The sequence below is a fragment of the Paraburkholderia sp. OAS925 genome, from assembly GCF_040543975.1.
Lineage (GTDB): Bacteria > Pseudomonadota > Gammaproteobacteria > Burkholderiales > Burkholderiaceae > Paraburkholderia > Paraburkholderia graminis.
Genome location: NZ_JBEUNO010000002.1, coordinates 2269266 through 2293769, shown reverse-complemented (window position 1 = coordinate 2293769; position 24504 = coordinate 2269266). Strand labels below are relative to the sequence as shown.

Genomic DNA, 24504 nt, shown 5'->3' with positions numbered 1-24504 from the left:
GCGCTTATGCGGCCCGATCGTCGATGAAACCCTTGAGCATCGCGAGCGTATCGGCGTCGTCGATATGCTTGTCCGTGCGCCAGCGCAGCATGCGCGGGAAGCGCACGGCCACGCCGGATTTATGACGCGTACTCGCCTGTATGCCTTCAAAGCCGATTTCGAATACGAGTGTCGGCGTCACGCTGCGCACCGGTCCGAACTTCTCGATCGTAGTCTTGCGCACGATTGCGTCAACCTGGCGCATTTCCTCATCGGTAAGACCCGAATACGCCTTGGCGAACGGCACGAGCGTGCGCACGCCATTGGCTTCGTCCCACACTGCGAACGTGAAGTCGGTGTAGAGGCTCGCGCGTCGACCGTGTCCGCGCTGCGCGTAAACCAGTACGGCGTCCACCGCATACGGATCGATCTTCCATTTCCACCACGTACCCGAAGCCTTCGTGCGGCCGACGCCATACAGCGACTCGCGCTCCTTCAGCATGAAGCCTTCGACGCCGCGCGCGCGGCTTTCTTCACGCAGTGCAGCCAACGTCTGCCAATCCGCGGCCGATACGAGCGGCGATACGCGCAGCAGATCGCGCGCAAGCGTGGTGTCGAGCGATGCCGCCAGCGCGTCGAGACGCGCACGCCGTTCGACGAGCGGCGTCATGCGCAAATCTTTGCCGTCCGCTTCGAGCAGATCGTAAGCGAGCAATGCAGCGGGCGAATCGGCGAGAATTTTTTTCGTCAGCGTCTTGCGCGCGATGCGCGGTTTGCAAACGCGCGAACGGCAATGGCGCGATTGCGCCCGGCTCCCACGCAAGAATCTCGCCGTCTATCACGAAGCCGTCGGGCAAGGCCTCGCCCAACGCGGTGACTTCGGGAAAGCGATCGGTAATCAGGTCCTCGCCGCGCGACCACAACCACACGCGTCCCGCACGCTTGACGAGTTGCGCGCGTATGCCGTCCCACTTCCATTCGATCAGCCAGTGCGACGGATCGCCGAGCGTCTCGGGATCGGCCTGCAACGGATGCGCGAGAAAGAACGGATACGGCAGGCCGAGATCGCTGTCGTGCCGCTCTGTTGGATGCTGCGCATCGTCGCCGGCGAGCTCGGATGCCTCGGGCGCGATCAGCCGCAGATAGCGCGCGGCGTCCGGCTTCTGCCGCGAATCGGTCCATCCGACCATGCGTTGCGCGATCCGCTTATGGTCGACACCGGCCACTTCCGCGAGCGCTCGCACGACGAGTTGCCGCGCGACCCCGACACGAAAGCCCGCCGCCGATCAGCTTCGTGAGTAAAAAGCGGCCGCTCCAGTCGAGTTCATCCCAATAGCTGAAAAGACGCGTGCGCAATTCATCCGGCGGAAGACCGCGCAAGATCAGCACGCGCTGCTCGATCCACTGTGTGAGGCCGAGTTCGGAGCTGCGTTGCGCGGGCGGCAGGATATGCGCGATGGTCTCCGCCAGATCGCCCACTGCGTGATACGACTCTTCGAAAAGCCATGCGGGCAAGCCGGCGCGTTCGCGCGCGAACTCGGTCAGAAGGCGCGTGGGCACCGATTGCCGCGGCTTGCCGCCCGCCAGAAAATACGATGCCCACGCGGCATCTTCGGGCTCGGCCACGGAGAAATAACTCGTGAGCGCTTCGAGCTTGTCATGCGTGGACGTGGTCGCGTCGAGCGCGGTGTAGAGAGCGGCGAAGCGTTTCATGAACGGCTCGCGGTATCGTGGGCGTCGAATGCGGGCGCGCGGGCTTCGTCGCCCGGTGCATGTGTCACCGTGTCTTGCACGACCGTTTCGACGCTGCCCAACGCATCGGCTTCGACCGTGTCGTCGCCGTATTGAGTCGCGAAGGCTCCCGCTTCGAGCCCCTGCTCGCGCAGCCAGCGCACCATCGGTTCAACCGATCCATGCGTGACGATGACGCGCTGTGCGCCGCTCGCGTGAATCGCCGTTTGCAGCGCGGGCCAATCCGCATGATCGGACAGCACGAAGCCGCGGTCGACGCCGCGCCTGCGGCGCGCGCCGCGCAGGCGCATCCAGCCCGACGCGAAAGCGTCGCTATAGTCGCCGAAGCGTTTGAGCCACGCGCTGCCTTGCGCCGACGGCGGCGCGACGATCAGCGCCTGTTTGAACGTGGCCTTCTCTTTCGGCGGAATTTCGCTGACGAGCCGTACCGGCGGCAAGCGCACGCCGGCCTCGCGATACGCGCGGTTGAGCGGCTCGACCGCGCCATGACAGAAGATCGGCCCGATGCCCGCGTCGACGCTCGCCAGCACCCGCTGCGCCTTGCCGAACGAATAGCAGAACAACACCGACGCGCGCCCCTGGGCCGCGTTGTGACGCCACCATGAATCGATTCCGTCGAACACGGTTTGCGGCGTGTCCCACCGGTAGATCGGCAGACCGAAGGTGGATTCGGTGATGAATGTATCGCAACGCACGGGCTCGAATGCATCGCAGGTCGGGTCGGGGTCCAGCTTGTAGTCGCCCGATGCGACCCACACGCGGCCACCGTATTCGATGCGCAATTGCGCGGAACCGAGCACATGTCCCGCCGGATGCAGCGACACGGTCACGCCGTTGATGTCGAGCCGCTCGCCATACGCGAGCGTTTGCAGCGAGATGTCGGGCAGACGCGAGAGCAGCACGTTCGCGCCCGCGCGCGATGCGAGATAGTGCCGATGCCCGAAGCGCGCATGATCCGAATGCGCATGCGTGATGACGGCGCGCTCGACGGGCTGCCACGGATCGATATAAAAATCGCCCGGCGGACAATACAAACCCTCGGGCCGTGCGATGACGAGGTCCCCGGGGCCGGCATTGTCCGCTGCGATATTCGAGGTGGGTTCGGATGCCATGTCGCCCGTATCAAGCAAAGGTTATTCCCGGGTGGACTGTCATGAGCATGGCGGCTTTCTTGCTTATGTTTGCGATCAGGCGTGTCGGAATGCGCCGCTCATCGGCGGCACGAAACGCGCTTGTTGCGAGGACCCATGCACTTCATCATCGATCGACGCACGCTGTACGTCGCGAAACATCCGGGCCGGTTTACGCTCGACGCGCTCAAAGCATTTCGCGCGAACCAGGGACTGCTGCTCGCCGGCGCGGTCGCGTATTACGCGCTGCTTTCCATCGTGCCGCTGATGATACTCATCGTCATCGCACTGTCGCGCATCGTGCCGCAACACGTTTTGCTGTCAGCGCTCGGGCATCTTCTGCAGTGGCTCGTGCCCGGCCAGTCGAAGGCGCTCGTGCATGAGCTCGCCAATTTCCTCGCGCATCGCGCGGTGGTCGGCTGGGTGCTGTTCGTCACCATGCTGTTCTTCAGTTCGCTTGCGTTCACCGTGCTCGAGAATGCGATGTCGCTGATCTTCGTGCATCGCGTGGTCATACGGCGGCGGCATTTTTTGCTCTCGGCGCTGCTGCCTTATTGCTACATCCTGTTCCTCGGCGTCGGCGCGCTGATCGTCACCGTTGTGTCGAGTGGACTCGAAGCGGTCGGCGCCGCCGGCATCGATCTGTTCGGCACCTATGTTTCGTTGCAAGGTGCGTCGCGCGTGCTGCTGTATCTGCTGGGTCTCGCCGGTGAGATTTTTGTGCTGACGTCGATTTATATGGTGATGCCGGTAGGACGGCCTTCGCTAAAGCACGCGCTGTTCGGCGGCATTGTCGCGGCCGTGTTGTGGGAGATCACGCGGCATGTTCTCGTGTGGTACTTCGCGACGCTTTCGCAGGTCAGCGTGGTGTACGGCTCGCTCACGATGGCGATCGTGATTCTGTTCAGCCTGGAATGGCTGGCGACGCTGCTGCTGTTCGGTGCACAGGTGATCGCGCAATACGAGCGCTTCGGCCTCGAGCCGCAAGACGCGCCGAAGCAGCCGATCAAGACTGGCTGAGTGTGTTCCTGATGCACGGCGCGGCACGGCGCTGCCAAAACGCTGCGGTAACATTACGCGCATTCGCCGCTTCCATTCCGGCGCACTTACGGGATTCGATCATGAGCGCCGTTCAGCGCCACAAGATAAACCCCTGTCGATCCAGCAGCGCACCCTATGCTCGATGAAGCGCTGATCGAAAACAGTCTCGCCGCGCGCGGCATCGTTGCCGATGCGAGGCAACGCGAGGCCATCGCGGCGCTCGCCGAATTACTCCGCCCGGCTGCGCGCGATTTTCACTCACGATACCAGGGCGTGTATTGCCACGGACTGCCTGGACGCGGCAAAAGCCTCGTGGTCGATACCGTGTTCGAACTCGCGGATTGCCGCAAGCGGCGTCTGCATTTTCACGAGTTTCTGCGCGAGATGAACCGGCGCCTCGTGAACGAACCGCGTGGCGACGACCGGCTCGGCTCCGTGTCGAAGCAATGGCTCGATGGCATCGAGCTGTTGTGCTTCGACGAATTCCATGTGCACGACATTGCCGACGCGTTTCTGATGGGCCGCTTTCTCGACACGGCCATCGCGCTCGGCACGCGCATCATGCTGACGTCGAACTACGCGCCGGAGCATCTATTGTCCGACCCGGAGTTTCACGAGCGCTTCCTGCCGACCATCGGGCAGATCAGGCAGCACTTTCGCGTGATTCATTTCGACGGCGCGCGCGATTATCGTTTCGGCGGTCAGGCGCATCCGTCGCCGCGTTTCTTTTCTCCACTCGATGCCGCGACCGGCGACGCGCTGCGCGATGTTTTTCTGCGCTACGAAAGCAGCGGCGCACTCGACGCGACGAAGGTCAGCGCAGCAAGCCGCCCGCTGATTGCGCGCGCGGTCGGCGCGGCTCTTCTGTGGGCCGACTTCGAAGCGCTTTGCGTGGCGAGCCGTTCACACCTCGACTACCTCGATCTCGCCGAGCGTTGGCGTGGGCTCATCGTCGACAACGTGCGTACCGAATGGCTCACGAAAGCGCATACGCTGCAGCGGCTCGTATGGCTCGTCGACATTCTTTACGACCGCAAGCGCGCGCTGTTCATTGCATCGGATCAACCGATTCATGCCGCGTTGGGCGGCCTCGAAGGCGCGCATGATCTGTCGAGAACGCTGAGCCGGCTCGCGGAAATGCAATCGCGCGGCTATCGGAATGCGCTCGACGATGCGATGGACTGGCCCGCGTAAACGGCCGACGAACGCTGAGCCAGCACGCTTAAAAACCCGCATCCGCTCGATGCAGGAATGCACCGTGCTACCGCCGTTGAAGTTTCATTCTTCAGCGGATAAACACCCCGAGATGATCAAAGCCGTTTCGGTCGCCGCCGCACTGTGCGCGGCGTGCCTTTCTTCTGCCTGCGTGCATATCGGCCCCGCGCGCCTGAAGGCCGATCAGGTCGACTACGCCCGCGCACTCGGCGATGCAAAAAAGCGCGAGATTCTCGCGGCCGTGGTCGGCTTGCGCTATGGCGACGCACCGGCGTTTCTCACGGTCAGCAGCATCATCGCGGCCTATACGTTCGATGCCGGCGGCGGCGCGACCGCGAACGTGGGCTCGGGTAGTCAGCCGAACTATGCGCTTGCCACCGGCAGCGTGTCGTACTCGAATCACCCGACCTTCACGTTCACACCGACCACCGGCGAAGCCTTCGCCTCCGCTTATATCCGGCCGCTCGCGCCGGCGCTCGTGCTGCCGCTCGCCGAAGGCGGCGTTCCGATCGATCTGCTGTTGCGCATTACCGCGCAATCGGTGGGCGGCTTGCAGAACGGCAATGCGCTCGGCGGTGAAAACAGCGCCGGCGCGCCGGGCTTTTTCGAATTGCTGCGCGCGTTGCGGCGTCTGCAACTCGCGGGCGAGTTGAATGTGGAATCGCGCAACACGGGCGACAAGAACGAGCCGATGCGCGTCTTTCTCGTGATGGGCGCAACCACCAGCGGCGACTCGCCGCAAATCACCGCCGACGTCGCGCGTGTGCGCAAGCTGCTGCATCTTTCGTCGAATACGCGCAGCTACGAAATCGTTTACGGACCGTCGTCGGCATGGCGGAAGGCCGACAAGATTCCGATGGTGACACGTTCGGTGCTCGGCATCCTGACCGATCTCGGCGCGCAGGCACAGGTGCCCGCCGAGCGCATCAGCGACGGTTCGACGAAGCCGACCGTGGGTCTGATCGGCGGCGAGACGAGGCCGACCATCGTCATTCATTCGGGCAAGACCGCGCCCGAGAATGCCTACGTGATGATCCCGTATGGCGCGTCGTCGTATTGGGTGGACCGCAACGACTTCGACTCGAAATACGCGTTCACGGTCGTGCAGAATCTGATGGCGCTCGCCGAAGCCGATACCAGCAGCAAGGCGCCCGTCGTGACGATTCCTGCGAATTGAGTTGACGATAAAAAAACCGGCGGTTTTTACGCCGCCGGTTTTTAGCCCATTGCTTGCGCGTTCATCACTCCTGGCTGCGCTTGCTCTGCACTCTTTCAATCTGCTGCTTCGCCGCTTCATAAACATGCTCGGGCGTGAAGCCGAACTTCTTCTTCAGATCCGCAAGCGGCGCAGAAGCGCCGAACGTGTGCATCACGACTTGCGCGCCAAGCCTGCCGACGTAGCGGTCCCAACCGAGCGTCGCGGCCTGCTCGACTGCGACTCGCGCGTCGATGTCCGGCGGCAAGACCTCATCCTGATACGCCTCGTCCTGCCGCTCGAACAGATCCCATGAAGGCATCGACACCACGCGCGCCGCAATGCCCTCGGCCTTCAGCTTCTCGTAGGCGTCGACGCAGAGCGAAAGCTCACTGCCGGTGGCCATCAGAATGACTTGCGGCTTCTGTCCGTCGGGTGCATCGGCGAGCACATAGGCGCCCTTCTTCACGCCCTCGGCGGATGCATAGCGGCTGCGGTCCAAAGTAGGCAGCGCTTGCCGCGATACGACGATGCACGCAGGACGGCGCTTTTGCGTCAGCGCGACGCGCCATGCTTCGGCCACTTCGTTTGCATCGCCCGGACGCAGCACGGTCAGGCCGGGCACGCCACGCAGCGAGGCGAGTTGCTCGATCGGCTGATGCGTCGGGCCATCTTCGCCGACGCCGATCGAATCGTGCGTGAAGACATAAATCGCCTCGACTTCCATGATCGCCGACAGGCGAATCGGCGGCTTCATGTAGTCGCTGAAAATCAGGAACGTGGAGCCGAACGGCCGCAGGTTCGACAACGCCAGACCGTTGACCACCGCGCCCATGCCATGCTCGCGAATGCCGAAATGCAGATTGCGGCCGCCGTAGTTGTCGTGCTCGAAACTGCCCGCGCCCTCGAATTTCAGATTCGTTTTCGTGGATGGCGCGAGGTCGGCCGCGCCGCCGATCATCCACGGCACGCGCGCGGCAATCGCGTTCAGCACCTTGCCCGACGATTCGCGCGTGGCTATGCCTTTCGGGTCCGCGTCGAAGGTCGGAATGTCGTTGTCCCAACCCACTGGCAATTCATGCGCTTCGATCAACGCGAATTCGCGCGAGAGCTCGGGATACTGCTTGCTGTAGGCATCGTATTTCGCCTGCCATTCTTCGCGCGCCGCCTTGCCGCGCGCGCCGATGCCTGCGGCGAAACGCTCGTGAACGCCGTCGGGCACATAGAAGAATTTGTCTTCGGGCCAGCCGTAAAACTTCTTGGTGAGCGCGACTTCCTGCACGCCGAGCGCCTCGCCGTGCGCGGACGCGGTGTCCTGCTTGTTCGGTGCGCCCCAGCCGATGATGCTATTGACCACGATCAGCGTCGGCCTGTCGGTAATACTTTTTGCTTCGACGAACGCGGCTTCGAGCGCGGCGACGTCGTTCGCATCGTTCACATGCAGCGTGTGCCAGTTATAGCCGCGAAAACGGCTCTCCACGTCGTCGCTGTACGCGAGATCGGTGTGCCCTTCGATCGTCACGCGATTGCTGTCGTAGATCCAGATCAGGTTCGAGAGCTTCAGGTGGCCGGCGAGCGACGCCGCTTCGTGCGAGATGCCTTCCATCATGTCGCCGTCGCCGCACAGCGCGTAGACGCGGTAATCGAAGAGCGGCGCGTCGGGCTTGTTGAAGCGGTTCTCGTACCAGCGCGCGGCCATCGCCATGCCGACGCTGTTGCCGAGACCCTGGCCGAGCGGACCCGTGGTGGTCTCGACGCCCGTCGTCATCCGGTACTCGGGGTGGCCCGGCGTCTTGCTGTCGATCTGACGAAAACGTTCGATGTCCTCGAGCGACACCGCGGGACCGCCGGTCGGTTTGCCTTCTTCGTCGACGGCCTTCACGTTCGCGAGATGCAGCAGCGAATACAGCAGCATCGACGCATGCCCGACCGACAGCACGAAGCGGTCGCGGTTCGGCCACAGCGGCTCGTCCGGGTCGTAGCGCAAATGGTTCTGCCACAGATGATAGGCAACCGGCGCGAGCGCCATCGGCGTGCCTGGGTGGCCGGAATTGGCTTTCTGCACAGCGTCCATCGACAGCGTGCGGATCGTGTTGATGCACAGCTGATCGAGGGCGGGATCGTTTTGCATGGGACACTCCTTGTTCGGCCGTTGGGAGATTGCCCGCGCGCGCTGCCGCGACGTCGCAGGGGAGCGGTGTTCACACGCAACGCATGAACATCGCCCAGGCGTTGACGATGATGCGCCGATGCGCGCAAATGTGCACGCGGCGTGACATCGCGGGGCGTTTACGGGGGGCTTGCACACGCGCTTGCGGATTCGGACATCAGCCGCACTTCGCGCACCGCTGATATCCGGTGCACTGAACGCACTAGCGGCATTCAGCCGCGCCAAGCCAGTGCTCGCAAAGCGGGCCGTGCTTGCCGTCGACGGGGTCCATCGGCGGAAACGGCAATGCGTGCATCGCCGCGAGTTCCTGCGGCGTGAGCGCGTCGCGGCGAATGTCCCACTGCTGGCCCGCCGGATAGCCGGCCACGACACGAAAGTGTCCCTCGAACGATTGCAGGCAATGGCCGGTGCCGGCGGGCAGCAGCAAGACGTCGCCGGCAGAAATGCTCACCACTTTCCCGCCCGGTCCGCCGACGATCACTTCGGCCGAACCCTCGCTGACGCCGAGCACTTCGTGCGCGGTCGAGTGGAAATGATGGTAGTCGAAGATGCCGTCGCGCCACTGCGGCGGCCACTCGTTGCGGCCGAACAGCACTTCGAACGCGGCGGCAAGATCGCCGATGGCCGGATCGACCGCTTGCCGGTAAATCACGACCGGCAGCTTGCGGTTATTCGGCACCCAGTCGTGCGGTTCGAGCATGAAGGCTTCGTACTCGGTTTGCGCTGCATCGAACGCGTGTATCGAGTCTTGGTGCGAACCTTCGGGCGAGTTTATGTGCGAACTTCCGTGCGGGTTTCGGTCCATACATGGCTCCTGTGCGTAGCGTGGCCGGTCCGGCAATCGCATGCCGGACACGGACGATCTTGCACTGCCGCATAAAGCGCGCCCGCTCGCACGGCGCGTTCAACCGCCGCCGATGCCTTGCAGCACTTTCCCCGTGCCGCCGCACACCGTGCATTGCTTTCCTTCCACTTTGCCGGTGCCGTGACACGCGCGGCAGATGTCTTCGCCGACGCCGGGCGCGTCGGGGGGCGCTTCATCGCCGGGATTGAGGGGTTCGTTGTCCTGTTGCATGTGTCTCTCCGTTCGGTTTGACGCGATCAGTTCTTGTGCGACGCGCGCCCGCCGCCGCCCGCGGGCTCGCCGTGCGTGCCGGTGCCGAGCGGCACCTCGGCGGTTTGCTCGGGGTGCTCGTTCGAGCGCGGCGGATTCGTTTGCCGATCGACGCCCGTCTGCACGACCGGTTCGATGCCGAGCGGACTCGGCTCGACGTATTGCTCGCCGCTCGGCTTGTTGCGCTCTTTGACTTCCGGCGCGAGGTCGGCAGTGGCGGAATCGTCGCGGCGTGCGTCGAGTTGCGGGTCACGTTGTGAATCGGCTTGCGGATCGCGTTGCGGATCAGGTTGCGTGTCTTGCTGCGTGTTGGGCTGCATGGCGCTCTCCATTTTTATCGGCTACTCCGCTATGCCAGCAACATACGGACCCCATCACGCGAAGCCCGCGTTCTCTCGACACACCGCACGCATGCGCGCGCGGGTTGGGCACGGCCATTGCATCGAACAGGCTGAAGCTTCGGATTCATCTTTGTAAAAAGGAGCGCCTCATGACAGTCACCACCATTCGCGTGTCCGATACGGAAGTGCAAGTCGAGCGAACGCTTTACACGTTCTCGCAAAAGAGCGACGCGGACGCATTCGCGCAATGCGTAATAAACGATTCCATCGACGTGTGTTATCGCAGCCATCCGCCGCTGTCGGCGCGTCCCGTGGTCCCGGACGAACATCCCGACGATCCGAACCGCGGCAGCACGATCTCGCCTTCGTTAGGCGGAATGCCTTGACGAGTGCGAGCGCGCTGTCGTCACTTTTCCGGCGAAGCCCGGTCGGCAGCGACGATCTGCTTGCCGTACTCGATGGCGGCGCGGCGCGCCTGGTCCGCCGTCTCGTAGGGCCCGATCTCGGGAGCGCCGTCGAACGGAAAAAGAATTCTCCTGTCCGCTTTGCGGACAACCTTCAGTCCACCTACGTAACGGCCGTCGCCTGTTCCGTGATAGCTGGCGAAAATCTCGAACTCGCCGTCGGCGACGTCGGCCTTGTGTCGCGCCATGTGTATTTCCTTGTCCCTGTACCCGCTGCTCGGGGAGCAGCCCACGCTGTGCCGCGTCATGCTCCGCGCATGCCGCGTGACGGAACGGAGCAACGTCCGTTCCACGCGCGAAAGCCGCTACGCAAAAGGCGATGGAGGAATCAGAGAGGCGTGCGCATTGCGCGCAAAACACGAACGATGACGGAGGTCACGATGATTCTATGGGAGCCGCACGACGCAGCCACTTTTGTCATGCACACGCCGACGCCGCCCGAGGTAGACCCGGAAGCGCCGCCGCCGCCGAACATCGATCCCGATCCGCCGCCCGCGCCGGACGACGATCCAGGCGGCCCGCCGCCGGGCGCACCCGAAGGCGATCCGCCCGCGGCGCCACCGCCGCTGCATGCGCTGCGGCCTGGCGTGCGGCGGGCTTGAATTCGCTTCGCGGTTCGTGTGTTTTGTGTGTTTCGCGTGGACGCGCGGACGCACAGCGCAACGTGAAAGCGGCGCGCTAAAAATCGCGCGCCGCTAACCCACATAGCAAATCAGAACTGATGCAGCATGCCGACGTAAGCGCCGGTCTGCGATTCGCCGACGAGCGGGTTCGTGTTGTTCGCCGCATCGCGCGGCGAAGCCTGCAGCGAAAAGTTCGAGTTGCCGCTGTTGCGCACATAGCCCACGGTGCCGTAGACGAACGTGCGCTTCGACAGGTTATAGGTGGTGCCGAGCACGTACATCATCGCGTGGCCGGACGGATCGTGCGCGGCATCTCCGGTGCCGTCGCCGACCTTCACGTAGTAGCCGCCCGCGGTCACCGCCCAGCGCGGCTGGAAGTTGTAGGTCGCGCCGAGCCAGTAATGGTCGGCGGTGTCGGCCACGCCTGCGGGCGAATCGGGCGCCGAGTAATGCGTATAGGCGCCCTGAATCTTCACCGCGTCGAAATGCACGTTCGCGCCGACAAAGTACTCGCGCGAACTCTGGAAGATATTCGAGAACCGGCCATTGCTGTCGCGCAGTTCGTCGTAGATGCCGCGTACGTCGAAGAGCTGCGAATGATAGGTCAGCATGATGCCGTCCGAGCGGCCGAACTCGCCGCTCGCGCCGCTGTTGAACGCGCCCGGCTGATTGCCGAATGCGTACTGCGCCTGCACGTCGAAGCCCCAGAAATTCGGGCTGTGATATTCGACGTTATTGCTGGTTTGCTGCCAGTTGCGTCCGCGCACGAGCGACGCCGACGAAAACGCCTGCTGCACGAAGGGATCGAATTCCCACACGCCGTCGCTGTCGATGAAAAGATTGCGGCCCGCTTGCAGCGTGCCCCACGTCTGGCTGCTCAGGCCCGCGAATGCGCGCCGCGACCACAGGCGTCCGCCGCTCGTGGTGCCGTCCATCACCTGCAGACCGGTCTCGAGATTGAAGATCGCCTTGAGTCCGCCGCCCAGTTCCTCGCTGCCCTTCAGGCCGAGCATGCTGGTGCCCCAGTCGCCGCCTTCGCCGCGCCAACGGCTCGAATTTCCGCCCGCGCCGTTGTCGATGTGATTCATGTATTCGATGCCCGCATCGAGACGGCCATATAGCGTGACGCTCGTTTGACCATATGCAAGCGGGCTTGCGACCGCGAGTGCGGCCACCAGTTTTGTGTGTAATCTCATTGTCTCGCCGTGAGTTTTTATGATGCTTCTTGTGATGCTGTACTGGGCAACGCGGGGGCAAAGCAGAGGCAAAACCAGGATTAAAACGAAGACACAATTGCCGCCGAACTATAGGCGATGCAGCGCCCGTTCACTATCCGTTTTTCGCAATAGATTTTTGCGGCGCGCTCAATGGAGGGCGGCTTATTTGCTCACCGCCGGCTGCATCGTCGCAATGGGAATGAGGAATTCGGAGAAGCCGGTCAGCATGATCTGCACGCCGATGCACAACAGCAGGAACGACGACACGCGCATCGCCACCTTCGTGCCTTCCGTGCCGAGATACCTGGCGAAGACGTCGGAGCGGCTATAGACCACGTAGACGGTAAGCGCGACCGCGAGCGAGATCACCACCGAGGCGATACCCGACAGCACGAATTCCGAGAGCTTATGCGTGCGGTTCGCGGTGAGCGCAATGGCCGTGGCAATCGAGCCTGGCCCGGTTGTGAGCGGGATGGTCAGCGGGAAGAAGGCGCGCGCCTTCGCGTTCTCGGCGTCGACGCGCTTCACGCCCGGCTGTTCGGCGGGCTGGGTGTCGGGCGCATTGAGCATTTGCCAGCCGCCCACCGCGACGGCCAGCCCGCCGCCGATGCGCAGCGCCTCCATCGAAATGCCGAAGAAATGCAGAATCGGCGTACCGATGAAAAACGCCACCAGCAGCACGCACACCACATTGATCGCGATCTTTCTGGCGAGCACCCTGCGCTCTTCGGTCGTCAGCGAAGCGGTCCGGTCCAGAAAGACAAAGGCGACGCCGATCGGGTTGATGATGCTGATGAGCCCCGTGAAGCCAAACAGAATGTCCGAGATCAGGCTTTCGATCATATGCGATCCGTGTTGTGCGGCGGCCCGGCATGGCGGCTGCTCAGCCGGAATCATATCGCGGCGCGATATAAGTTCGCGGAAAATGCGCGGACGCGCGGCATGCCGATGCGGCCTTTGCTCAGGAGCCTGGCGCATTGCAACGCAACAAGCCGATCCGCCGAGCGTGAATCGATGCGCGCGCAACTTTCAGACAGCCTACATTTATTTTGAACTGCTTTACGCGACCAAAGCATCCGGCATACAGTCGCCAGCGAAGCCGCAGTTTCAACGAGATCTACTCACCGTTCGAGGAGTTGCCCCATGTTGCTTCGTGTACTCGCCGCGCTGCCGTTCATCGGCATTCTGCTCGGTGTTCCGTTTGTGAACCGCGTCGAGCCGCTGCTGCTCGGCATGCCGTTCGTGCTGGGATGGATCGTCGCGTGGGTGGTGCTGAGTTCGATCATCATGGCGATCATCTACCGCCTCGATCCGTCGAACCGGCAGATCGCGGCGGACAGCGAGGAGGTCCGCCCATGAGCGCACTCGTCATCATTGCAGCGATTACGCTGTTTGCGCTGTTTCTGGGCGTGCGCGCCAGGCATGGCCACGACATGAGCCTCGAGCAGTGGACCGTGGGCGGCCGCAGCTTCGGCACCGCCTTCGTGTTCCTGCTGATGGCCGGCGAGATCTATACGACGTTCACGTTTCTCGGCGGCAGCGGTTTTGCATACGGCAAGGGCGCGCCTGTCTACTACATTCTGGCGTACGGCACGCTCGCCTACATTCTTTCGTACTGGATGCTGCCGCCCATCTGGCGTTATGCGAAACAGCAGCGCCTCGTTTCGCAGCCGCATTTCTTCACGCGCAAATACGAGAGCCCCGCGCTCGGCACGCTCGTCGCGCTGGTCGGGGTGGCCGCGCTGATCCCCTACCTGGTGCTGCAACTGAAGGGTTTGGGCATCATCGTCGCGACCGCTTCGTATGGCGCGATTTCGTCGACGGCGGCGATCTGGATCGGCGCGGCCGTGGTCACCGTGTATGTGATCGTCTCGGGCGTGCGCGGCTCCGCGTGGAATTCGGTCGTGAAAGATCTGCTGATTCTCGCCATCGTGCTGTTCCTCGGCATTTATCTGCCGCTGCACTACTACGGCGGCCTCGGCGAGATGTTCCATGCCATCGACACCGCCCGCCCCGGCTTCCTGACCTTCCCGGCGAAGGGCTCGAGCGTGACCTGGTTCCAGTCGACCGTGCTGCTCACGGCGCTCGGCTTTTTCATGTGGCCGCACACGTTCGGCTCGATCTTCACCGCGAAAGACGAGCGCATTTTTCGCCGCAACGCGATGGTGCTGCCGCTGTATCAACTGATTCTGCTGTTCGTGTTCTTCGTGGGCTTCGCGGCGACGCTCAAGGTGCCGGGGCTGAAAGGCGGCGATATCGACCTGTCGCTGTTCCGTCTTTCGTTGCAGACCTTCGACCCGTGGTTCGTCGGCGTGATCGGCGCGGCCGGCATTCTGACCGCGCTGGTGCCGGGCTCGATGATTCTCACGTCGGCGTCCACGCTGCTTGCCAACGACGTCTATCGCGGCATGGTGAACCGCAATGCGTCCGACGCTACGGTCGCCAACCTCGCGCGCGTGCTGGTGCCGGTCGTCGCGCTGGTCGCGGTCGCCTTCACGCTGCATGGCGGCGAGACCATCGTGGCCTTGCTGCTGATGGGCTACAGTTTCGTCACGCAACTCTTTCCTGCGGTGATCTGCAGTCTCTTTCCGCGCAACCGGGCGACCAAGCAAGGCGCGTTCTGCGGCATTCTCGCGGGCGTGGCCGTGGTCGCGATCACCACGACGATGCACCTGACCATCGGGCAATTAATGCCTTTCCTGCCCGACGCGATGAAAGACGTGAACATCGGTTTCGTCGCGCTGGCGGTCAACGTGATCGTCTTCGTCATCGTGAGTGCGATGACGCAAAGCGGACGCGTCGAGCACACGCACGCATCGGCGCATTGATACGGACGGCGCACGCCGCCTGCGAAAGCCGTCGCCTCGCGCGACGGCTTTTTTTATTGCGCTCGACGAACGGACGTCAAAAGTACACGCGCGTGAAAAATCGGCGGGAGCGCGACCGCCCTAACCGCTGAAACATTCGCATCGACGCTGCCCGCGAAGAACGACGTACTGGGCACAGCGTTTGCTGTTTTATGGCCCTGTGTTTCCGCCGCACTGCACAAGTGCATATCGCGTCCTCTGGGGGCCACCTTGCCGCTTAACGTTCTACTTGTCGCTTCCGAAGCCGTGCCTCTGGCCAAATCCGGCGGACTCGGCGACATGGTCAGCGCCTATGCCGCCGCGTTGCGCGACGCGGGCGTCGACGTCTCTATCCTGATGCCCGCCTATCCGTCCGCGCTGGAACGCGCTGTCGACATCGCCCCAGTTGCGCGCATGACCGGCCTGCCCGGCGGCGACGCGCGCCTGCTGCGCGGGCGCATGCCCGACACGGGCGTGACGGTGCTGCTGCTGCAAATGGACCATCTGTTTGCACGCGAAGGCTTGTACCGCGATCCGCAAGGACGCGACTACCTCGACAACCTCACGCGCTTTGCGTCGCTCGCCGCCGCGGCGACGCGCGTGGCGCGCGGCGTTCGCAATCTGAGGCGCCCCGACATCGTGCACGCGCACGATTGGCATGCAGGTCTCACGCCGCTTTATATGCGCCTCGCGGGCGTGGCCGCGAAAAGCGTGTTCACGATTCACAACCTCGCATTCCAGGGCAACCATCCGCTCGCAATGGGCGGCTGGATCGGCGTGCCGCCCGAGTTACTCGTGCCCGCGTTGAGCGACGAGCGCAGCATCGAGTTTTACGGATCGCTCAGCATGATGAAGGCCGGCATCGTACACGCGGATCGCGTCACGACCGTGAGCCGGCGCTATGCGCGCGAAATCCTCACGCCCTGCTTCGGTCACGGAATGGAAGGTGTGTTGCAGGCGCAGGCGGCGAAGCTCAGCGGCATCGTCAATGGCATCGACATGTCGGTGTGGAATCCCGCTCGCGACGAGTACATTGCCCGCTCCTATTCGGTCGACGACACCGCCGGCAAGCAGGCGTGCAAGCGCGAACTGCAACAGGCATTCGGTTTGACGCGCGAGCCGTTTGCGCCGCTTGTGGCGATCGGCAGCCGTCTCACGGAACAGAAACTCGCCGATGTAGCGATTCGCGCGCTGCCCATGTTGCTCGAGCAGCATCCGCGTTTGCAGTTTGCGATCCTCGGCCAGGGCGAGCGCGCTTTCGAACACGCGATGCAGGAACTGGCCGCAGCGTGGCCGGGCCGCGTGGGCGTGCAGATCGATTACGACGAGCGGCGCGCGCATATGCTGCACGCGGGCGCGGACATGCTGCTGCACGGCAGCCGCTTCGAGCCTTGCGGACTCACGCAGCTCTATGCAATGCGTTACGGCACGATTCCGGTGGCCTCGCGCGTGGGCGGCCTCGCGGATACGATCGTCGATTACGCGCCGCACGAAGCGCGCGACGAAGATTGCGCGACCGGCTTTCTATTCGACGGCCAGCATCCGCACGACATCGTGCATGCGGTAGGCCGCGCGCTTGCCGCATTCGCGCAGCCGTCGTCGTGGCATGCGTTGCAGCGCAACGCGATGAGCCGCGACTCGAGCTGGGAAGTGTCGACGTCGAACTATCTCGCGTTGTATGCGGATCTCGTCGATGCACGTCCCGCAGTACACGACACGCGCGTTCGCAAGACGCCGGGCCGCGCGAGAACGGCGAACGCTGCCGGCGCGCGGCAGGTTCGCCGCGGCCGCGATGAAGCGTTCAATGCGGGCGTCGAGGAGATGGTGAGAAGCGCGTGATGTAAGGCACAGCGGTGAAGCGCAGCGTTGCCTCACTGCTCACGGCCGCGTGATGCGAACGCGTAACCGTCCTTGCCGCTGCGCTTGACCTGGTACATGGCTTCGTCGGCGGCAACCACGAGGCGGCGATAGTCGTCGACGAGATCGGGATAACTCGCGATGCCGATGCTCGCGCGAACCATGCCCATGCCCATCTGTTCGTCGGTGCGAACCACGCAGCCGATCAGCCGCTGCGCGATGTGGCGCAGCTCGTCCTGCTCGGAGAATTCGCGCACCAGCACCGCGAATTCATCGCCGCCGATGCGCGCGACGACATCGTCCTTGCGCACCGATTCGCGAAAGCGCTTGGAGACCTCGATGAGAAACTCGTCGCCGACGCGATGACCCAGCGAATCGTTGACCTTCTTGAAGCCGTCGAGATCCATATACAGCACGGCGATCTTGCGCAGCCTCGCGCCGGTCGACACCTGAGTGGCGGCCTGCTCCAACGCGGCAACCAGCTTGCGCCGGTTCGCGAGGCCCGTCATCGGGTCGTGCAGCGCCGCGTGTTCGAACTCGTGCGACTGCCCGGCCAACAGACGATTGCGCTTCGCATACATGCCGAGCGCCGTCAGCAGCATGCAGAAAAGCAGCGCCGCGACGGCGAGCAACATACGCGCGACGAGCGTGATCCGCTTGCGCATGTCGGCGCTTTCGGCATCGCGTCGCGCGTGCCAATACGACGACGCGTCGTGGAGCAACGTGTCCATCTGCGCGAGCGTGGTATCCGGCAACAGCACCGATGAAGGAATGCGCGGCGAGCCCGCCGGACTCGCATTCACCAGCGCGGCAAGCGACGCGAGGCGCCGCGTCAGTTCGGCGCGCGCGTCGCGATAACCCGCGGCCGCGGACTCATGCGCGCCGGGCACCTCGTCCCACACGCCGACGCGCGCGCGCGCCGTCTCGGCCCGCTCGACCGCTTCGAGCACGAGACTCGCGTATTCCTGTTTGACGTGATCGGAGAACACGGTCCTGATCTGCATGGCCAGATACAGCAGGCCGACCAGCAGGCACAGCAGCGACGCCACGGCGACGGTGGCGGGACCGAGCGTGAGCCGCCAGCCGTTGGCACGCGGCAGGCCCGGGCGCGACCCGAACAGCGGCTCAGGGATGGGAGTAGAGGTCTTGCTGGCTTCCGCTGCCATGTTGTCGATAGCTTATGCGTCGAAAGAACGAACCCATCTTGGTGAAGAGATTGCCTTTGCGCCGCGCGCCGTTTGCCGACGCGCGCCGTTCCTGCGGTGCGTATTTCGCTTCGCGCGCGGGACGGCTCGAGGCAAGCTCCGGCGCGGGCGCTTCGGCCGGGCCCGCGGTGGCTTGCATCGCGGGACGCGCAGCGCCTCGCGCAGCCGCCAACGTCGAGGGCAAATCGGCGCCGTCGTCCGCGAGCACCTCTTCGACCTCGTCTTGCTGCGGACGTATGATCTGGCCGGCCCACGTCGACGGCTTGCGATTGTCATCGGCAGTGGATGCGGACGCTTGCGCCGGCATTGCCGGCAAGTCGAGCAGTGCGATGGAGTCGGCGGGCGTGTTGGGTGCAACGGCGGGTGCAGTGACAGATGCGGTGGCGGGCGCAGAGCCGGGACTTCGCGCAGGTGCGCCGATCGCGGACGTCACGAACGGCGTGGTCGCGACCGATGCTGCCGAGGGCGTGGTCGTCGCTGATCGCGTATCCGGCGCATTGCCATTCACCTCCGACGATTTCGCCAGCACCGTTGCCGCGTTGCCCGGCGCCGGCATGCGCAACGCCTGGCGCGCGCGGGCGATGGCCTCCGCATAAGTCTGCTGATCGCTATTGAACCAGACGCTATAAGCGACCGTGCCGACGACGCCGAACGCCAGCGCGCTCGCTGCCGCCACGCACAGCGCAAGACGTCCGAAGCGGGGGGCCGTGCCCGTCACGTCCGCGGCGTCGCTCTCGCGCGCTGCATCGTCGTAGTCTCCGCGAACAGGAGGCAAGTCAGGATCGTTGTACATCGTAATACGCTCCGCAATTCTTCCGTCTGACGCTCCATCAGGCCTGGATCACACAATTCGCACGGTCGATGCAAACGCTGCTGGAAGAATGTAACTCTCTCGTCCGATAGCGACAACACGACGGGCTCTGCTTCGAACGTCTGTTCGGCAGATCGCATTCGAGCCTGGAAAAGCAGGTAAAACGTTCAACGCCGCATGCATATGCGACACACTTTAGTGCCTCGATGGGGGCAAGTCCCGCTGCGAAAGCCCGCCGCGCATGGCGATGAAACCAGCGGCGGATGCGGGGGCTCCCTTCCATGCAAAAATCGGGGCCGGTCATGGCCGATTTCGACGAACGCCGCGCGGACAGACTTCAACGCTTCGCGCCACGACGCGCACGGAAATGGTTGCGCCCTCCACCAAACCGAGAAATTTTCTCGCGACGTCGTGCGTGAGCGCAAGCAGGAGATGCTGGCTGCGATGATGCAACGTCAATGCGACGTCGTTTTTGCGCCTCTCGTCTGGCGCGGCCAAACGATGGCGCGTTTCGACGAGGTTTCGGCACAAAAGCGCTATGGCGAAAACGGCACGCCTCGCGGTTCATCGACACGAGTTCCCAGTTACTGAACGGTGATCGTCTCCTTCATGTTCGGATGAATGCCGCAAAACACGTTGTAGACGCCAGGCTTGTCGAAGCGAAACTGATACGTGTCGTTCTGATCGAGTGCCGCGGAGCGGAAGATGCCCGCGTCGTTGACGACCGTGTGCGGCTCGCCGTCGAGATTCTTCCAGGTGACGGTGGACCCGGCTTTGACGGTGAGCGACATCGGCGAAAACATGAAGTCTTTGATGACGATCTGGTTGGGCGTTTCCGCCCAGGCCGACAGTGCGCCGGCACTCGCGATGACCGCGACGAACGTGACAGATGCTGCGCCGGCAGCAAGCCGAAACCATCCGCGGCGAATGAAATTGTTCTGCATGACTGATCTCCAGGGAGCGGACTTTGCCGTTACGAGACGAGCGTCGCGTCGGCGAGCGTCGCGCTGAGCGGATGACGCGCGATGGTGACGCTCGTCACGCCGAGCATCCTGGGCAACTGGTCTTCGGCGACCTTCATCGGGCCGGGACCCGAGCCCTGGCCCGCAGCCGGCTGCGGATAAGCCGTGGATCGCGCGGTATGGAACGTGACGTTGCCCTCCACCTTCGACACGATCTGATGGATATGTCCGTTCAATACGGTCACCGAGCCGAAGCGTTTCAGATAGCTCAGCGCCTCGCCAGCGTCGCCGGTGCCCCAGCCCCACGGCTCGTAAATCGTCCACATCGGCATGTGCGCGAACACCACGATCGGCGTGCTGGACGAGCGCGCCTTCAGGTCGTTTTCGAGCCACTTCAATTGTTCGTCGCCGAAACTGCCCAGGCCGTTCGGCTTGAAGTGCATCACATTGACGAGACCCACGAAGTGCACGCCTTGATGGTCGAAACTGTAGTAACCCCTGTTATTCGACGCCTTGCCGAAGCGCTGGAAGTACTCAGCTCCGGGCCCGTCGGTGACGTCGTGCTCGCCGGGCACGGTATGCAGTTCGGTGACGGGCAGTCCCGACAGCAACTGCGCGGCCAGATCGAATTCGGACGCTTTCGAAAGATGCGTGATGTCGCCGGTATGAATGGCGAGCGCAGGTTTGACGGGCATCGCGTTAACGAACTCGATGGTCTGCTTCAGCGTGCCCGCCACATCGGGGTTGGCTTCCTTGTTGAAGCCGATATGCGTATCGCTGATCTGAAGAAAGAGCGGCACGCCGCTCGCCGCGGCCGGTTTGCCGTCGGCGGCGAGTGCGAGTTGAACCGGCGCCAGCACGCCGCCGGCAAGCACGAACAGCGTGCCCGCGCCGCCGAACGCGAGACATTTGAGCGCGCCGCGGCGCGATGGATCGAAGGGATGGGACGACATGTTGGCCTCACGATGACGGGCCACCGACAGAGCGCCGGCTTATCCAGCGTTCTTCGGGCCCGGTTCGTCAGGCATGACTGCGGCCGCGCGGAATTTATTCCCGGCGGCCGCGAATCTTCAACATTGTCTTCAACATTGCAGCGCTACCGTGCAGTGGCCGGCATCGCGCGAACGACGCCGGCCATGCTGCGGATCGGCTTACTCGCCTTGAGCCTTCTGGCGCAGCTTGCCCTGGTAACGGATCGTCGGACGCAGCGATTGCGTGGTCGGCGCCGGTGCCTTCAGCAACTGACGGGCAACCATCGCATTCGACGAACTGAGCGAGCCGATGCTCGATTCACGCGACGGGTCCGCGAGACCATGCGCGACGAGCAGCTTGGCTTCGAGTTGCAGGCTCGTCAGCAGCACCGGGTCCTTCAGCGCGCTGCTTTGTGCGAGCAACTGGCTCCACGCGTTGTTGCTGTAGTTCGTCACGTAGTAGTCCAGGCCGCTCGGATCGGCCAGCACTGCGGAACAGCCGTTCAGCCGCACTTGCGTTTGCAGGTCCTTCATCGCGACCGTCTTGCGCGAGGTGAGTCCGTCGCCATAAGCAAGCGTCAACGGAATCGTCCACTGCGTGCCGGGATACTGGTTCTGATTCGGGAACGGCGACTGTTTCAACGTGACGATGGTCTGGTTCGTCGTCAGATCGCATTGCGTGTCGAGCGAGATCAGCGGTACCCCGGTTTGCCGCACGAAGCTGTCGCCGATCGCGACCATCGGCTCGCCGCTCGCCTTCGCGAGTTCGTCCCACAGGCGCTTGGGCGTCACGTTGCCGAGCGAATAGTCCGCGAGATACTGCTGCAGACCCTTGCGCATCGTTTCCTCGCCGAGATAGTTCTCGATCGTCTTCAGAACATGGCCGCCCTTGTCGTACGTGAAGGCGCTTGCGCTCAGCACGAAGTCGTTGGACGCCCAGCCGTTGAAGTTCGGCTGCACGGGGAACGATGTCGACTTGAGATCGGCGTTGATGACCGCGTACTTGTTCTTCACGTCGTCGACCCAGCTAAAGCGGTCGGGGAAGAAACGGACCTTGGTCTTGTTCTCGAAGAACGTCGCGAACGATTCGTTGAGCCACACGTCGTCCCACCAGTCGAGCGTGACGAGATCGCCGAACCACTGATGCGCCGCTTCGTGCGTGAGCACCGTCACGCCGTAATCGGACATGGTGGTGCCCGGCGCGGGCAGAATGTCGTCGGCGAATTCCAGAATCGCGCCCCAGTTCTCCATGCCGCCGAAGTTCAGGTCCTTCTGCTCCTTGAACGCGTCGTTCGCGGCGACCGTGTCGAACTTCGTGAGCGGCAACGGGATGCCCGTGTAGCGATAGTAGTAATCGAGCGCCTGCTTGGTCTGCTGCATCGCGGGCTTGGCCCAGTCACGCATGCCGGGCGGCGTGAAGATGCGCAGATGCAAGCCCTTGCCGTCCGGCAGCGGACTCGTGAAATCGTCTTCGAGAATATCGAACTGACCGCCGCCGAAGAACAACAGATACGACGGCATCGGCGGCGTCTTTTCGAACGACACCAGCTTGTAGCCGCTATCCACGTTCACCGCGGGCTTTTCGGCAGCGTTCGACACGACGTTCCAGTTCTGCGGCACTTCGGCGCTCACCTCGTAGGTCGGCCGGAATGCCGGCTCGTCCCAGCCAGGGAACCATTGCCGCGCGAGATTCGACTCGCCTTGCGTGAGAATCGCGCCGCTCGTGGTGCCGTCGGTCGACTTCAGATCGACGCGGAACACGCCCTCGGCCGCCGAGCAGCCGGGATAGTGGTCGTCGCCGCAACTGCCGCCCGTTTTCGCCACCGGGTCGTCATAGCTCTTGAAGTTGATGATGCCGCTCCACTCCATGTGCAGCGAGTAGTTGCCCGCGGCGATCTGGCCGCTGACGGGCCGCAGCTGATAAAAATCGCCGTCGTCCTGCGGCGTGGCGATCAACGCGATGTTGCCCGGTTGAAGCGTGATCGTGCCGTTGGTGAACTTGACGCGATGGCCGGCAATCGTGATCGCGTTGACCGGCTTGAGCACCTTGATCTGCACGTCGGCGCGGCCGTCGAACGAGGAAAGCGCCGGGTTCGGCCTGAACCACAGCTTGTAGTTGATCGGCGTGACCGTGTTCGGCAATTCCACCGGCTGCACGGTCTTGTCGATCGATGTATTCGCCAGCACAGCGCTCGCCGGGGGCACTAGCGGAACGTCGGATGCGGCCGTTGGAGCTTGCGCGGATTTGCCCGTCAACGAAGCCGAGCCGTCGCCTCCTCCGCAGCCGGCCATTACCATTATTCCGGCTAACGCCAGGCACTGCACCTGTAATCGGAAATTAATACGCATTTTTAATCCTCGACTGACAATATCGGTATAAAGAAAGTGCGTTGAGTCACTTCAGCCGTGTTTCTTTTTCAGCGAAAAAGGTCTCCCGCACTAGCACCGAATTGCTAGCGAGAATATATGGACGTGTTATGTCCTCAGCACTAATGGCTGATTTTTAAAGCGGAAACTCGTTTATTACAAAACTTTCAGAAAGACGATTAAAGCCGCCCTTGCGGATCGACGGGTCAAGCGCAGCCCGCCTGCTCTTCCGGGTGCAATGCAATAAAACAGGATCAGTATTGACGACAGTGCGTAGCCTAGTTTGGCAAACGTTACCGTGTCAACTTCCTTTCACAATCTTTCTTCGATTGGCGCGCGCCGTATGCAAAGCGAATGCCTTAAGTAATCGGCCTGAGTTAATACTCTAAATAGCGGGATTTTCGCGCGGGACTACGGAAAATTTTTTATTTTCCGGGTGCGGGATGTGATAAGCGGAGCTGAGCCAGCCGATTGGAAAACCGGTGGCGAATTTGTACTAGCTATTGAGTCCAGCGGGCGGGTTCGGTGGAGAGCCGAGCCGCGCGCGATCGTCATAGGTCATGGCGACGATCGCGCGGCACATGCGTTTGCTCAGGCCGCTGCTGCCTCGGTCTGCCGTGAAGGAAACGGATTGCGCCACGCTTCCAGTTCATTCAGCCGATCGTGCCAGCGCACGACACTCGGAAACTCGCCGAGCGGCATCGCGGCGCTCGACGCATACGGCAACGTGACGGCGACCGAGAAGTCAGCAATGCTCATCGCGTCGCCGAGCAGCCACTTCCGGTTCTCGAGATGCCGGTCCAACACCGCTGCGTGCTTGCGAAACCAGCCTTGCGCTTCGGCGACCTTCGCGCTGTCGGGTCCGCCGAGTCCAATAGCGGGCTTGATCAGGTGCTCGAAGTAAAGCGTTCCGCCGTGGCGATAAAAATGCTGGCTATTCCAGCTCAGCCAGCGCAGCGCGTCTGTCTGCTGCTCGGCGTTTTGCGGCCACAACGGCGATCGCGCACGTTGCGCGAGATGGCAAATGATCGCGTCGGCTTCCCAGATGCTTCGCTCTCCGTCGACGAGGCACGGCACTTTGCCGTTCGGATTAATCGCCAGATAAGCGGGCGCGACGTGCTCGCCCTTGCCGAGGTCAACGAAAACATATTCGATTGGCAACCCTAAATAACGCGCAACTGTGCAAGCCTTGCGAGGGGCCAGCGTTTCTGAATAGTAAAGCTGCATGTGACGTCTCCGTGTGA

22 protein-coding genes and 1 pseudogene are annotated in these 24504 nt (G+C 63.0%); 8 read left to right on the top strand and 15 right to left on the bottom strand.

The window, feature by feature from the left end:
* Positions 1-4: 4 nt before the first annotated feature.
* Positions 5-1692: pseudogene (locus ABIE53_RS29050) on the bottom strand (ATP-dependent DNA ligase).
* Positions 1689-2843: a ligase-associated DNA damage response exonuclease gene (locus tag ABIE53_RS29045; RefSeq protein ID WP_192698998.1), complete on the bottom strand. Its 1155-nt coding sequence runs from the start codon at positions 2841-2843 to the stop codon at positions 1689-1691. The pseudogene ABIE53_RS29050 and the gene ABIE53_RS29045 overlap by 4 nt, the downstream one beginning before the upstream one ends.
* 135 nt (positions 2844-2978) lie before the next feature.
* Here ABIE53_RS29045 and ABIE53_RS29040 point away from each other — a divergent pair, with 135 nt between their 5' ends.
* The 3 genes from ABIE53_RS29040 (at position 2979) to ABIE53_RS29030 (ending at position 6294) form a co-directional block, all read left to right on the top strand.
* A complete protein-coding gene (locus ABIE53_RS29040; RefSeq protein WP_006047051.1) occupies positions 2979-3881 on the top strand; it encodes a YihY/virulence factor BrkB family protein in 903 nt (300 codons plus the stop codon).
* A gap of 156 nt (positions 3882-4037) precedes the next feature.
* On the top strand, positions 4038-5096 hold the full coding sequence (gene zapE / locus ABIE53_RS29035) for a cell division protein ZapE (protein ID WP_192698999.1): 1059 nt from the start codon (positions 4038-4040) through the stop codon (positions 5094-5096).
* A gap of 112 nt (positions 5097-5208) precedes the next feature.
* The gene (locus ABIE53_RS29030) at positions 5209-6294 is read left to right on the top strand and encodes a hypothetical protein (RefSeq protein ID WP_192699000.1); all 1086 of its coding nucleotides are present in this window, start codon (positions 5209-5211) and stop codon (positions 6292-6294) included.
* A 64-nt stretch (positions 6295-6358) separates the two neighbouring features.
* On the opposite strand, the gene tkt is transcribed toward ABIE53_RS29030, so the two are convergent.
* The 4 genes from tkt to ABIE53_RS29010 all read right to left on the bottom strand — a co-directional run bounded on the left by tkt (position 6359) and on the right by ABIE53_RS29010 (position 9916).
* Positions 6359-8443 carry a transketolase gene (tkt, locus tag ABIE53_RS29025; RefSeq protein WP_192699001.1) on the bottom strand — a complete coding sequence of 695 codons (2085 nt, stop codon included), beginning with the start codon at positions 8441-8443 and terminating at the stop codon, positions 6359-6361.
* 241 nt (positions 8444-8684) lie between these two features.
* Positions 8685-9287, bottom strand: a complete 603-nt coding sequence (locus ABIE53_RS29020) for a cupin domain-containing protein (RefSeq protein ID WP_374710211.1) — start codon at positions 9285-9287, stop codon at positions 8685-8687.
* Positions 9288-9386: 99 nt separating this feature from the next.
* A complete protein-coding gene (locus tag ABIE53_RS29015; RefSeq protein ID WP_006047046.1) occupies positions 9387-9557 on the bottom strand; it encodes a hypothetical protein in 171 nt (56 codons plus the stop codon).
* A 26-nt stretch (positions 9558-9583) separates the two neighbouring features.
* Positions 9584-9916 carry a hypothetical protein gene (locus tag ABIE53_RS29010; protein WP_006047045.1) on the bottom strand — a complete coding sequence of 111 codons (333 nt, stop codon included), beginning with the start codon at positions 9914-9916 and terminating at the stop codon, positions 9584-9586.
* A gap of 170 nt (positions 9917-10086) precedes the next feature.
* On the opposite strand from ABIE53_RS29010, the gene ABIE53_RS29005 reads away from it, so the two are divergent.
* Positions 10087-10323 (top strand): hypothetical protein, encoded by a 237-nt coding sequence (locus tag ABIE53_RS29005; protein WP_006047044.1) that lies wholly within the window; start codon positions 10087-10089, stop codon positions 10321-10323.
* A gap of 20 nt (positions 10324-10343) precedes the next feature.
* Here the strand turns inward: ABIE53_RS29005 and ABIE53_RS29000 are convergent, their stop codons facing one another.
* Positions 10344-10589: a DUF6723 family protein gene (locus ABIE53_RS29000; protein ID WP_006047043.1), complete on the bottom strand. Its 246-nt coding sequence runs from the start codon at positions 10587-10589 to the stop codon at positions 10344-10346.
* A gap of 192 nt (positions 10590-10781) precedes the next feature.
* Here ABIE53_RS29000 and ABIE53_RS28995 point away from each other — a divergent pair, with 192 nt between their 5' ends.
* On the top strand, positions 10782-11003 hold the full coding sequence (locus tag ABIE53_RS28995; protein WP_192699002.1) for a hypothetical protein: 222 nt from the start codon (positions 10782-10784) through the stop codon (positions 11001-11003).
* 110 nt (positions 11004-11113) lie between these two features.
* Here ABIE53_RS28995 and ABIE53_RS28990 read toward each other — a convergent pair whose 3' ends face one another.
* A complete protein-coding gene (locus ABIE53_RS28990) occupies positions 11114-12220 on the bottom strand; it encodes a porin (protein WP_006047041.1) in 1107 nt (368 codons plus the stop codon).
* A gap of 183 nt (positions 12221-12403) precedes the next feature.
* Positions 12404-13084, bottom strand: coding sequence for a MarC family protein (locus ABIE53_RS28985; RefSeq protein ID WP_006047039.1), 681 nt, complete (start codon positions 13082-13084; stop codon positions 12404-12406).
* Positions 13085-13384: 300 nt separating this feature from the next.
* On the opposite strand from ABIE53_RS28985, the gene ABIE53_RS28980 reads away from it, so the two are divergent.
* The 3 genes from ABIE53_RS28980 to glgA all read left to right on the top strand — a co-directional run bounded on the left by ABIE53_RS28980 (position 13385) and on the right by glgA (position 16926).
* Positions 13385-13600, top strand: coding sequence for a DUF3311 domain-containing protein (locus ABIE53_RS28980; RefSeq protein ID WP_006047038.1), 216 nt, complete (start codon positions 13385-13387; stop codon positions 13598-13600).
* On the top strand, positions 13597-15069 hold the full coding sequence (locus ABIE53_RS28975) for a sodium:solute symporter family protein (protein ID WP_006047037.1): 1473 nt from the start codon (positions 13597-13599) through the stop codon (positions 15067-15069). Before ABIE53_RS28980 ends, ABIE53_RS28975 begins: the two co-directional genes overlap by 4 nt.
* A 249-nt stretch (positions 15070-15318) precedes the next feature.
* Positions 15319-16926 (top strand): glycogen synthase GlgA, encoded by a 1608-nt coding sequence (gene glgA, locus ABIE53_RS28970; RefSeq protein WP_044020104.1) that lies wholly within the window; start codon positions 15319-15321, stop codon positions 16924-16926.
* Positions 16927-16958: 32 nt separating this feature from the next.
* Here glgA and ABIE53_RS28965 read toward each other — a convergent pair whose 3' ends face one another.
* From ABIE53_RS28965 to ABIE53_RS28940, 6 genes are all read right to left on the bottom strand, one after another.
* A complete protein-coding gene (locus ABIE53_RS28965) occupies positions 16959-18110 on the bottom strand; it encodes a GGDEF domain-containing protein (RefSeq protein ID WP_006047035.1) in 1152 nt (383 codons plus the stop codon).
* Positions 18070-18942: a hypothetical protein gene (locus ABIE53_RS28960; protein WP_006047034.1), complete on the bottom strand. Its 873-nt coding sequence runs from the start codon at positions 18940-18942 to the stop codon at positions 18070-18072. Before ABIE53_RS28960 ends, ABIE53_RS28965 begins: the two co-directional genes overlap by 41 nt.
* A 602-nt stretch (positions 18943-19544) precedes the next feature.
* A complete protein-coding gene (locus tag ABIE53_RS28955; protein ID WP_006047033.1) occupies positions 19545-19904 on the bottom strand; it encodes a cupredoxin domain-containing protein in 360 nt (119 codons plus the stop codon).
* 29 nt (positions 19905-19933) lie between these two features.
* Positions 19934-20875 (bottom strand): metallophosphoesterase family protein, encoded by a 942-nt coding sequence (locus ABIE53_RS28950; RefSeq protein WP_006047032.1) that lies wholly within the window; start codon positions 20873-20875, stop codon positions 19934-19936.
* A gap of 198 nt (positions 20876-21073) precedes the next feature.
* Complete coding sequence (locus ABIE53_RS28945) at positions 21074-23242, bottom strand: M1 family metallopeptidase (RefSeq protein ID WP_006047031.1); 2169 nt, start codon at positions 23240-23242, stop codon at positions 21074-21076.
* Positions 23243-23851: 609 nt separating this feature from the next.
* Positions 23852-24487, bottom strand: coding sequence for a glutathione S-transferase family protein (locus ABIE53_RS28940; RefSeq protein ID WP_006047030.1), 636 nt, complete (start codon positions 24485-24487; stop codon positions 23852-23854).
* Between the last annotated feature and the right edge of the window lie 17 nt (positions 24488-24504).

Excerpts from the sequence above, each read along its gene's own strand:
- ABIE53_RS29045 (WP_192698998.1), bottom strand. The coding sequence starts at position 2,843 with ATGGCATCCGAACCCACCTCGAATATCGCAGCGGACAATGCCGGCCCC.
- ABIE53_RS29040 (WP_006047051.1), top strand. The coding sequence starts at position 2,979 with ATGCACTTCATCATCGATCGACGCACGCTGTACGTCGCGAAACATCCG.
- zapE (WP_192698999.1), top strand. The coding sequence starts at position 4,038 with ATGCTCGATGAAGCGCTGATCGAAAACAGTCTCGCCGCGCGCGGCATC.
- ABIE53_RS29030 (WP_192699000.1), top strand. The coding sequence starts at position 5,209 with ATGATCAAAGCCGTTTCGGTCGCCGCCGCACTGTGCGCGGCGTGCCTT.
- tkt (WP_192699001.1), bottom strand. The coding sequence starts at position 8,443 with ATGCAAAACGATCCCGCCCTCGATCAGCTGTGCATCAACACGATCCGC.
- ABIE53_RS29020 (WP_374710211.1), bottom strand. The coding sequence starts at position 9,287 with ATGGACCGAAACCCGCACGGAAGTTCGCACATAAACTCGCCCGAAGGT.
- ABIE53_RS29015 (WP_006047046.1), bottom strand. The coding sequence starts at position 9,557 with ATGCAACAGGACAACGAACCCCTCAATCCCGGCGATGAAGCGCCCCCC.
- ABIE53_RS29010 (WP_006047045.1), bottom strand. The coding sequence starts at position 9,916 with ATGCAGCCCAACACGCAGCAAGACACGCAACCTGATCCGCAACGCGAT.
- ABIE53_RS29005 (WP_006047044.1), top strand. The coding sequence starts at position 10,087 with ATGACAGTCACCACCATTCGCGTGTCCGATACGGAAGTGCAAGTCGAG.
- ABIE53_RS29000 (WP_006047043.1), bottom strand. The coding sequence starts at position 10,589 with ATGGCGCGACACAAGGCCGACGTCGCCGACGGCGAGTTCGAGATTTTC.
- ABIE53_RS28995 (WP_192699002.1), top strand. The coding sequence starts at position 10,782 with ATGATTCTATGGGAGCCGCACGACGCAGCCACTTTTGTCATGCACACG.
- ABIE53_RS28990 (WP_006047041.1), bottom strand. The coding sequence starts at position 12,220 with ATGAGATTACACACAAAACTGGTGGCCGCACTCGCGGTCGCAAGCCCG.
- ABIE53_RS28985 (WP_006047039.1), bottom strand. The coding sequence starts at position 13,084 with ATGATCGAAAGCCTGATCTCGGACATTCTGTTTGGCTTCACGGGGCTC.
- ABIE53_RS28980 (WP_006047038.1), top strand. The coding sequence starts at position 13,385 with ATGTTGCTTCGTGTACTCGCCGCGCTGCCGTTCATCGGCATTCTGCTC.
- ABIE53_RS28975 (WP_006047037.1), top strand. The coding sequence starts at position 13,597 with ATGAGCGCACTCGTCATCATTGCAGCGATTACGCTGTTTGCGCTGTTT.
- ABIE53_RS28965 (WP_006047035.1), bottom strand. The coding sequence starts at position 18,110 with ATGGCAGCGGAAGCCAGCAAGACCTCTACTCCCATCCCTGAGCCGCTG.
- ABIE53_RS28960 (WP_006047034.1), bottom strand. The coding sequence starts at position 18,942 with ATGTACAACGATCCTGACTTGCCTCCTGTTCGCGGAGACTACGACGAT.
- ABIE53_RS28955 (WP_006047033.1), bottom strand. The coding sequence starts at position 19,904 with ATGCAGAACAATTTCATTCGCCGCGGATGGTTTCGGCTTGCTGCCGGC.
- ABIE53_RS28950 (WP_006047032.1), bottom strand. The coding sequence starts at position 20,875 with ATGTCGTCCCATCCCTTCGATCCATCGCGCCGCGGCGCGCTCAAATGT.
- ABIE53_RS28945 (WP_006047031.1), bottom strand. The coding sequence starts at position 23,242 with ATGCGTATTAATTTCCGATTACAGGTGCAGTGCCTGGCGTTAGCCGGA.
- ABIE53_RS28940 (WP_006047030.1), bottom strand. The coding sequence starts at position 24,487 with ATGCAGCTTTACTATTCAGAAACGCTGGCCCCTCGCAAGGCTTGCACA.